This is a genomic window from Halobacterium bonnevillei (assembly GCF_009831555.1).
In the GTDB taxonomy this organism is placed as follows: domain Archaea; phylum Halobacteriota; class Halobacteria; order Halobacteriales; family Halobacteriaceae; genus Halobacterium; species Halobacterium bonnevillei.
Genome location: NZ_WUUU01000173.1, coordinates 1 through 6,024 on the forward strand (window position 1 = coordinate 1; position 6,024 = coordinate 6,024).

The window sequence follows — 6,024 nt, forward strand, 5'->3', positions numbered from 1 at the left end:
AGTTGCTCGTCATAGGGATACTCTTCCCACAGTTCGCGCCGGATGGCGGCATTCGCGTTGTTGCAGAACGGGTGGTCCTGGCGCTCGATGTCGTGGGCAGGGAACCACTGCTTGAATATCTGATGGTGGCCAGTCGAGAACGTGCTTCATCGATTGGTCCCCGTCGCCGTCGCCGGGCTGTTGGTGGTCGCGGGCTGCACCGCCGTGCCCGGCGGTACGACGTCCAGTTCCCCGAAGGAGACCGTCGACCCCGCGGAGGCGGACCTCCCGCCCGGCGTGAACGAGTCCGGCGTGGGCAACGCCTCTGCGCTTGCCGAGGCCCACGACGCGGCGCTGCGTGCCGAGGGGTTCGTGCTCGACGGCACGTTCGTCAGGGACCCACCGCACCGCGGAAACCAGACGCGCACCTTCGACACGGTCGTCGCACCGGGTGCTGAGCGGTTCCAGACGACGGTGGAGACGGTCCGCTTCGCGAGCGGCGCGTCGGACGCCGTGTCGCAGCGGTCGCGGACGCGCGTCTGGAGCAACGCCACGGCGACGCTGCGGGCGGCCACGATCGACGGCGACACCGCGGTCTCGTCTGTCGAGGACTTGCCCCCGTGGCTGTCGCTCACGCGAGCGCCCCAGTACCGGTCCTACCTGGAAATGGGCGAGTTTGCGGTCGAGCAGGCGGTCGTCCGCGACGGCCGCACGTTCACCACGCTCGTCGCCGAGAACGCGACCGAAGCGATCGGTGCGAACGCGACGTTCGACGCGCGCTTCGTCGTGGACGAGCGCGGCGTCGTCCACGAGGCCACCGTCTCCGTGAGTACGCCCGGCAGTGAGGCGGACTACGCCCACTACGAGATCGTCCAGTTCGGCGGGTCGCCCGAGCGGCCCGCCTGGGTCGACGACCGCGACGACTGACGTCGGCTGCGCTGACGGCGAGCGTCCGGCGGCTCGCTCGACGCCGTCCGGAGGCGAGGTGTCGGCGCAGCGTTCTTGTACCGGCACTTCGTAGACGCCCGTCTGCGGTCGGCTTCGGCGGCCGACGTCCCTCCACCAATGCCCGTACGACCCACCTACGACGGCGTCTCGAAGACCTGCTTGCTGGACCCCGAGGAGTGCCGCGAGCGCACGGACGTGTTGTTCCGCGAGGAGACTGAGGTGGTCGACGACCGCGGCGCGTTCAACGGTCACGAGACGTGGGCCGGGACCGTGGCCGTCGGCGTGCTGAACGACGACGGCGAGGTCCTGCTGGTGAACGCGCCCCAGGGCTGGACGCTGCCGGCAAGTCCCGTGAAAGCGGGCGACGACTGGGCGGCGGTCGCGCGGCGCTGGGTCGCACAGAAGACGGGGCTCGCCGTCGACGTCGAGCGGCCCGAGCGCGTGCGCCGGACGTCCTACCGGCTGGCGGGGTCCTCGACGCGGCAGACGACGGGCTACGACGTGGTGTTCCGGGCGGCGCCGCTGGACGACGAGACGCCGATGGACTACCTGAACGCGAAGCGGGCGTCTGCTGACGGCGACGAGTGGGCGGACGACTGGTTCGGTTCGGTCCCGGACGGCGTCGCGGACGACGCGTTCCGCGAGGACGTCGCGTGGTTCGTCGGCCGGTGAGACTCGACACCGGACTTTTCCCGTCGGAGCGCACGGCGTTCGTATGGACGTCCGCTCGCTGCGCTCCACCCTCCGTCGCCTGCTCGTCGGGCCGCGACGCACCGCACTCCGCGTGGGGATTCCGGTCGTGGTCGCCGCCGCAATCGCGACCGCCGTCAGTACCGCGCTGTTCCTGGCGTCGACCAGCAGGGGCGGCGTCTACTTCCCGCTGGACGCCGCGGCAATCGCCGTCGTCGCGAGCACGCTCTACGCCGCGCGGTACCGCGCAGCCGTGGTCTGCGTGGCCATCGGCGTCGCCTCGCTCGCCGGCTCGATGATCGGGTTCCACGTCCTGCACGGCCAGGACCCAGTACTCCGCACGCTCGTCGACTTCGCCACGGACACCGAACCGGTGGCAATCGGCGCGTTCTTCGGCGTGCTCGGTGCCTGTGCCGGCGGCGTCATCGGGTACGGGTACCGCGTCTGGCGGCGACGAGCGGCGTAATCCCGCAACCTCTTTCCCGGCATCGGGCCAACCGGATGGTATGGCAGACAACGTGGAAGTCGGCTCCGAGGCGTACGAGCAGTACGTGGAAGCCGGCGAGATTCTCACCGAGGTGATGGCGGCGGCCGCCGACCGAATCGAGGTGGGTGTGACGCAGCTCGAAGTCGCGGAGTTCGCCGAGGAGCGCATCCGGGAACTGGGCGGCGAACCGGCGTTCCCCGTGAACATCAGCGTCGACGAGGAGGCCAGCCACGCCGCGCCGGGCGCGGACGACGACACCGAGTTCGGGGAGGAGATGGTGTGTCTGGACGTCGGCGTGCACGTCGACGGGCGCATCGCCGACGCCGCGACCACTGTCGACCTCTCCGGGAACCCGGAACTCGTGGAGGCCGCCGAGGAGGCGCTGGAGGCCGCCGTGGACGCGGTCGAACCGGGCGTGCACACGGGCGAGATCGGCGCGGAGATCCAGGACGTCATCGAGGCCTACGGCTACAACCCGGTGGTCAATCTCACCGGCCACGGGGTCGACCACTACGACGCCCACACCGGGCCGAACGTCCCGAACCGCGCGCTGGACTCGGGCACGGAACTGGAAGTCGGGGACGTGCTCGCGATCGAACCGTTCGCGACGGACGGCACCGGGAAGGTCACCGAGGGGTCGGACACGGAGATCTACGAGGTGGTGGGCTCCGGGAACGTCCGCGACCGGCGCGCGCGCCAACTCCTGGACGACCTCGAGCGGTTCGACGGCCTGCCGTTCGCGGCGCGGTGGCTGGACGCGCCGCGCGCGGAGATGAGCCTGCGTCGCCTGGAGATGGCGGACGTCGTACGGTCGTATCCGGTGCTGAAAGAGGACGAGGGGGCGCTCGTCAGCCAGGACGAGCACACCCTGATTGTCACCGAGGACGGGTGCGAGGTCACGACGAACTGAGCGTCGTCGGGACCGGTCACGGACGGCGTGGTCGGTGCTGCGTGCTCCCCGACTGACCCGCGTCGCTACGCGTTGTTCATGCGGCGCGCTGCGGTCTGCCCGCACGTCTGGCAGGTCGCGATGCGGTACGGTTCCCGGGAGAACTGTGCGTTTTCCGTCGTTTCGTTTTCAGTGCGCAGTTCCACCGAGATGTCGTGTATCGTCTCTGTCCCACAGGTAGCACAGAATTCTACCATCCCCTCCGCACGCGGGTGTTTACTCGCCATTTTGTGTCCCTCCGATTATCACACGCGCGCTAGACGTAAATGTATGAGGCTTGTTCACACAAAACAATCATTGTAGTGACAACGTGTGACCTCCCTGGGGGGGTGGCATCGAAACACTACTGCCGGGGGAGTCCGACAGTCCTGGCATGAAGCAGGTGTTCGCTCCGTGGCGCATCGACTGGGTGGAGCGCGAGGACAAAAACGAGGGCGTCGACTGCGTCTTCTGCGCGTTCCCGCAGCGGGACGCCGACCGCGAACACCTCGTCGTCGCGCGCTCCGAGCACGCGTTCGTGATGCTCAACAACTACCCGTACAACCCCGGGCACTGCATGGTCGTCCCCCGGACGCACACGGGCGAGTACTCTGCCCTGGACGCGGACACGCTGCTGAACCACGCCCGCCTGAAGCAAGCCACCTTCGACGCCCTCGAGGAGGCGTTCGCCCCGGATGCGTTCAACGCGGGCCTGAACCTCGGCGGGAGCGCCGCGGGCGGGAGCATCGACGACCACCTCCACACGCACGTCGTCCCGCGGTGGGACGGCGACACGAACTTCATGCCCGTCGTCGGGGACACGAAAGTCATCGTCGAAGCCGTCGACGAAACCTACGACCGCCTGCGGGCGGCGTTCGCCGACCACCCCGACGCGGTCGACGCCGAGGACGGCGCGCCGCTGCTGGCGTTCGACTGACACGCCATCGGTTCCGGCTCCCCTCTCCCAGGTCTCCGGGAAGGCAACGACGCCCGTTTGTGTCACGGAAACTGCCTTTACGCCGGCGGGTCTCGACGGGCGTATGGCCCTCCAGCCGACCCGACGAACTGTGCTGCGTGGCGGCGGTGTCCTCGCGACGAGCGCGCTCGCCGGCTGCTCGGTGCTGCCCGGCGTCGGCGGCACCCCCGGCGACCCGGACGACCCCGACCAGGGCAAACAGTCCTTCGGCGTCCGCGTCGTCAACGAGACGGACCACACCTACCCCGTGACGGTCACAGCGTGGCCCCGCGGCGAGAGCGACGACGTCTTCTTCGAGGAGAGTGCCGAGGTCACGCCGGACGAGCCACAGGAGTGGGACCAGGTGTTGACAGGCGAGGGGCTGTTCGTCGTCGAGGCGACGGTGGACGACGACCACTTCGTCGTGGCCGACGCGGAGAACCGCCGCACGGTCACCGTCGGGATGGAGAACGCACCTTCGGTGAAGAACGTTCGCGTGGATGTCCACGCCGAGCAGGATCGCGTCGTCGCCGAGGTGGACATGGGCTGGAAGAACCGCTGACCCGGGCCGTCCCCGTCGCCGCAGGGGCGGCCGGAACCGAAAGGCCGAACCCCCCGGACGGGGAACGTCGCCCTGATGGACCGGAGACGCGCGGTCCGACGGGTCGGCGGCGTGGTGTTCGCCGCCAACCTCGTGCTCGTCGTGGCGAAGGCGGCCGTCTGGTGGGTGACGGGGAGCATCGCCGTCGGCTCCGAAGCGGTCAACAGCCTCGCGGACGTGGCGTACTCCCTGGTCGTGCTCGGCGGCCTCTACCTGACGACGCAACCGCCGGACTTCGAGCACCCGCACGGCCACGAGCGCATCGAACCGTTCGTCTCGCTGTTCGTCGCCGTCGGCGTGCTCGGCGCCGGCGCGGCGGTCATCTGGTCGGCGTCCACCGCGCTCCTCTCCGGCGACGTCGGCCGCTCCGCGGGCATCCCCGGCGTCGTCGTGCTCGCCGGGACCGCCGTCGGGAAGTACGGCCTCTACAAGTACTGTCTCGACGCCGCGGAGACCCACCACTCGCCGGCGATTCGCGCGACCGCGCTGGACAACCGCAACGACATCCTCACCGCGAGCGCGCGCTCGCCGGCGTCGTCGGGTCGGCGGTCGGCTACCCGATTCTCGACCCAGTCGCCGCGCTCGTCGTCGCGCTCGGCATCCTCTACACCGGCTACGAGATCGTCCGCGACAACGTCAACTACCTGGTCGGCGCCGCGCCGCCGGACACGCTCCGCGAGGAGATCCTGGAGCGCGCGCTCGCCCACCCCGACGTGGAGGGCGCCCACGACGTCGTCGCGCACTACGTCGGCCCGGAGGTCGACGTCAGCCTCCACGTCGAAGTCGAGGGCGAGATGACGCTGCACGAGGCCCACGACATCGAGAGCGAGATCATCGAGACCGTCGGCTCGATTCCCGAGGTCGACGACGTCTTCGTGCACGTCGACCCGAAGGAACTCGGCGAGTGGAAGGCCGACGACGACGTCGCGACGACTGACGCGGGCCGTGACGGCTGAGATTCGCCGGGACTGCGTGATTACTCCGCGGCCGCGAGCACGTCGAGCGACCGCCGACCGAACGTTCACTCGCCGCTACCTGTCGGTCTTCGGGGGATAGTTCTTTGGGAACCCGCCACGTATCGCAGGACATGAGCGAGACCCAGCAAGCGCAGCTCCGATGCCTCGAGTGCGGCCGTACAGCACCACGAAACGGTGACTGGGGAGAAGCCACGCACCCGACGCTCGGGACGATGACGCAGTGCCCCGAGTGCGGGAGTACGAACGTCCAGTCGCGGCAACCCTGACCACGCGGCGTTCGCACCGGCTGGGACGCCCCGCTCACCATCAAGTCCCCCGGGTGCGTTGCGTCACGCATGCCGGGACCGCCGTCCCCTGTTCTCGGAAGTCCCGCTGCCACGGTCGCCGTGGCCGCTACCGCCGGCCTCGCCACCGCCGCCGAGCGCCGTCGTCCTCGCACGCGACCGCACGGCAGCCCCT

General features: G+C 69.6%; 8 protein-coding genes and 1 pseudogene. 8 read left to right on the forward strand and 1 reads right to left on the reverse strand.

Features of this window, described 5'->3' with window-relative positions; all coding sequences use genetic code 11:
- Positions 1-141 precede the first annotated feature (141 nt).
- From GRX66_RS15485 to map, 4 genes are all read left to right on the forward strand, one after another.
- Positions 142-906: a hypothetical protein gene (locus tag GRX66_RS15485; protein WP_159527348.1), complete on the forward strand. Its 765-nt coding sequence runs from the start codon at positions 142-144 to the stop codon at positions 904-906.
- Positions 907-1,044: 138 nt separating this feature from the next.
- Positions 1,045-1,599, forward strand: a complete 555-nt coding sequence (locus GRX66_RS15490; protein WP_159527349.1) for an NUDIX domain-containing protein — start codon at positions 1,045-1,047, stop codon at positions 1,597-1,599.
- A gap of 43 nt (positions 1,600-1,642) precedes the next feature.
- Positions 1,643-2,083 (forward strand): hypothetical protein, encoded by a 441-nt coding sequence (locus GRX66_RS15495; RefSeq protein ID WP_159527350.1) that lies wholly within the window; start codon positions 1,643-1,645, stop codon positions 2,081-2,083.
- A 40-nt stretch (positions 2,084-2,123) separates the two neighbouring features.
- Positions 2,124-3,014 carry a type II methionyl aminopeptidase gene (gene map / locus GRX66_RS15500; RefSeq protein WP_159527351.1) on the forward strand — a complete coding sequence of 297 codons (891 nt, stop codon included), beginning with the start codon at positions 2,124-2,126 and terminating at the stop codon, positions 3,012-3,014.
- A 65-nt stretch (positions 3,015-3,079) separates the two neighbouring features.
- Here map and GRX66_RS20970 read toward each other — a convergent pair whose 3' ends face one another.
- Positions 3,080-3,280, reverse strand: a complete 201-nt coding sequence (locus GRX66_RS20970) for a DUF7835 family putative zinc beta-ribbon protein (RefSeq protein WP_233745573.1) — start codon at positions 3,278-3,280, stop codon at positions 3,080-3,082.
- 146 nt (positions 3,281-3,426) lie between these two features.
- Here GRX66_RS20970 and GRX66_RS15505 point away from each other — a divergent pair, with 146 nt between their 5' ends.
- The 4 genes and pseudogenes from GRX66_RS15505 to GRX66_RS19615 all read left to right on the forward strand — a co-directional run bounded on the left by GRX66_RS15505 (position 3,427) and on the right by GRX66_RS19615 (position 5,831).
- Positions 3,427-3,969 (forward strand): HIT family protein, encoded by a 543-nt coding sequence (locus tag GRX66_RS15505; RefSeq protein WP_159527352.1) that lies wholly within the window; start codon positions 3,427-3,429, stop codon positions 3,967-3,969.
- 103 nt (positions 3,970-4,072) lie between these two features.
- Positions 4,073-4,549 carry a hypothetical protein gene (locus GRX66_RS15510; protein ID WP_159527353.1) on the forward strand — a complete coding sequence of 159 codons (477 nt, stop codon included), beginning with the start codon at positions 4,073-4,075 and terminating at the stop codon, positions 4,547-4,549.
- A gap of 75 nt (positions 4,550-4,624) precedes the next feature.
- Positions 4,625-5,544: pseudogene (locus tag GRX66_RS15515) on the forward strand (cation diffusion facilitator family transporter).
- A gap of 131 nt (positions 5,545-5,675) precedes the next feature.
- Entirely contained in the window at positions 5,676-5,831 is a 156-nt protein-coding gene (locus tag GRX66_RS19615) for a hypothetical protein (RefSeq protein WP_201293056.1), read from the forward strand.
- Positions 5,832-6,024 lie beyond the last annotated feature (193 nt).

Coding starts and splice junctions, on each gene's coding strand:
- GRX66_RS15510 (WP_159527353.1), top strand. CDS start 4,073: ATGGCCCTCCAGCCGACCCGACGAACTGTGCTGCGTGGCGGCGGTGTC.
- GRX66_RS15505 (WP_159527352.1), top strand. CDS start 3,427: ATGAAGCAGGTGTTCGCTCCGTGGCGCATCGACTGGGTGGAGCGCGAG.
- GRX66_RS15495 (WP_159527350.1), top strand. CDS start 1,643: ATGGACGTCCGCTCGCTGCGCTCCACCCTCCGTCGCCTGCTCGTCGGG.
- GRX66_RS19615 (WP_201293056.1), top strand. CDS start 5,676: ATGAGCGAGACCCAGCAAGCGCAGCTCCGATGCCTCGAGTGCGGCCGT.
- GRX66_RS15490 (WP_159527349.1), top strand. CDS start 1,045: ATGCCCGTACGACCCACCTACGACGGCGTCTCGAAGACCTGCTTGCTG.
- GRX66_RS20970 (WP_233745573.1), bottom strand. CDS start 3,280: ATGGCGAGTAAACACCCGCGTGCGGAGGGGATGGTAGAATTCTGTGCT.
- map (WP_159527351.1), top strand. CDS start 2,124: ATGGCAGACAACGTGGAAGTCGGCTCCGAGGCGTACGAGCAGTACGTG.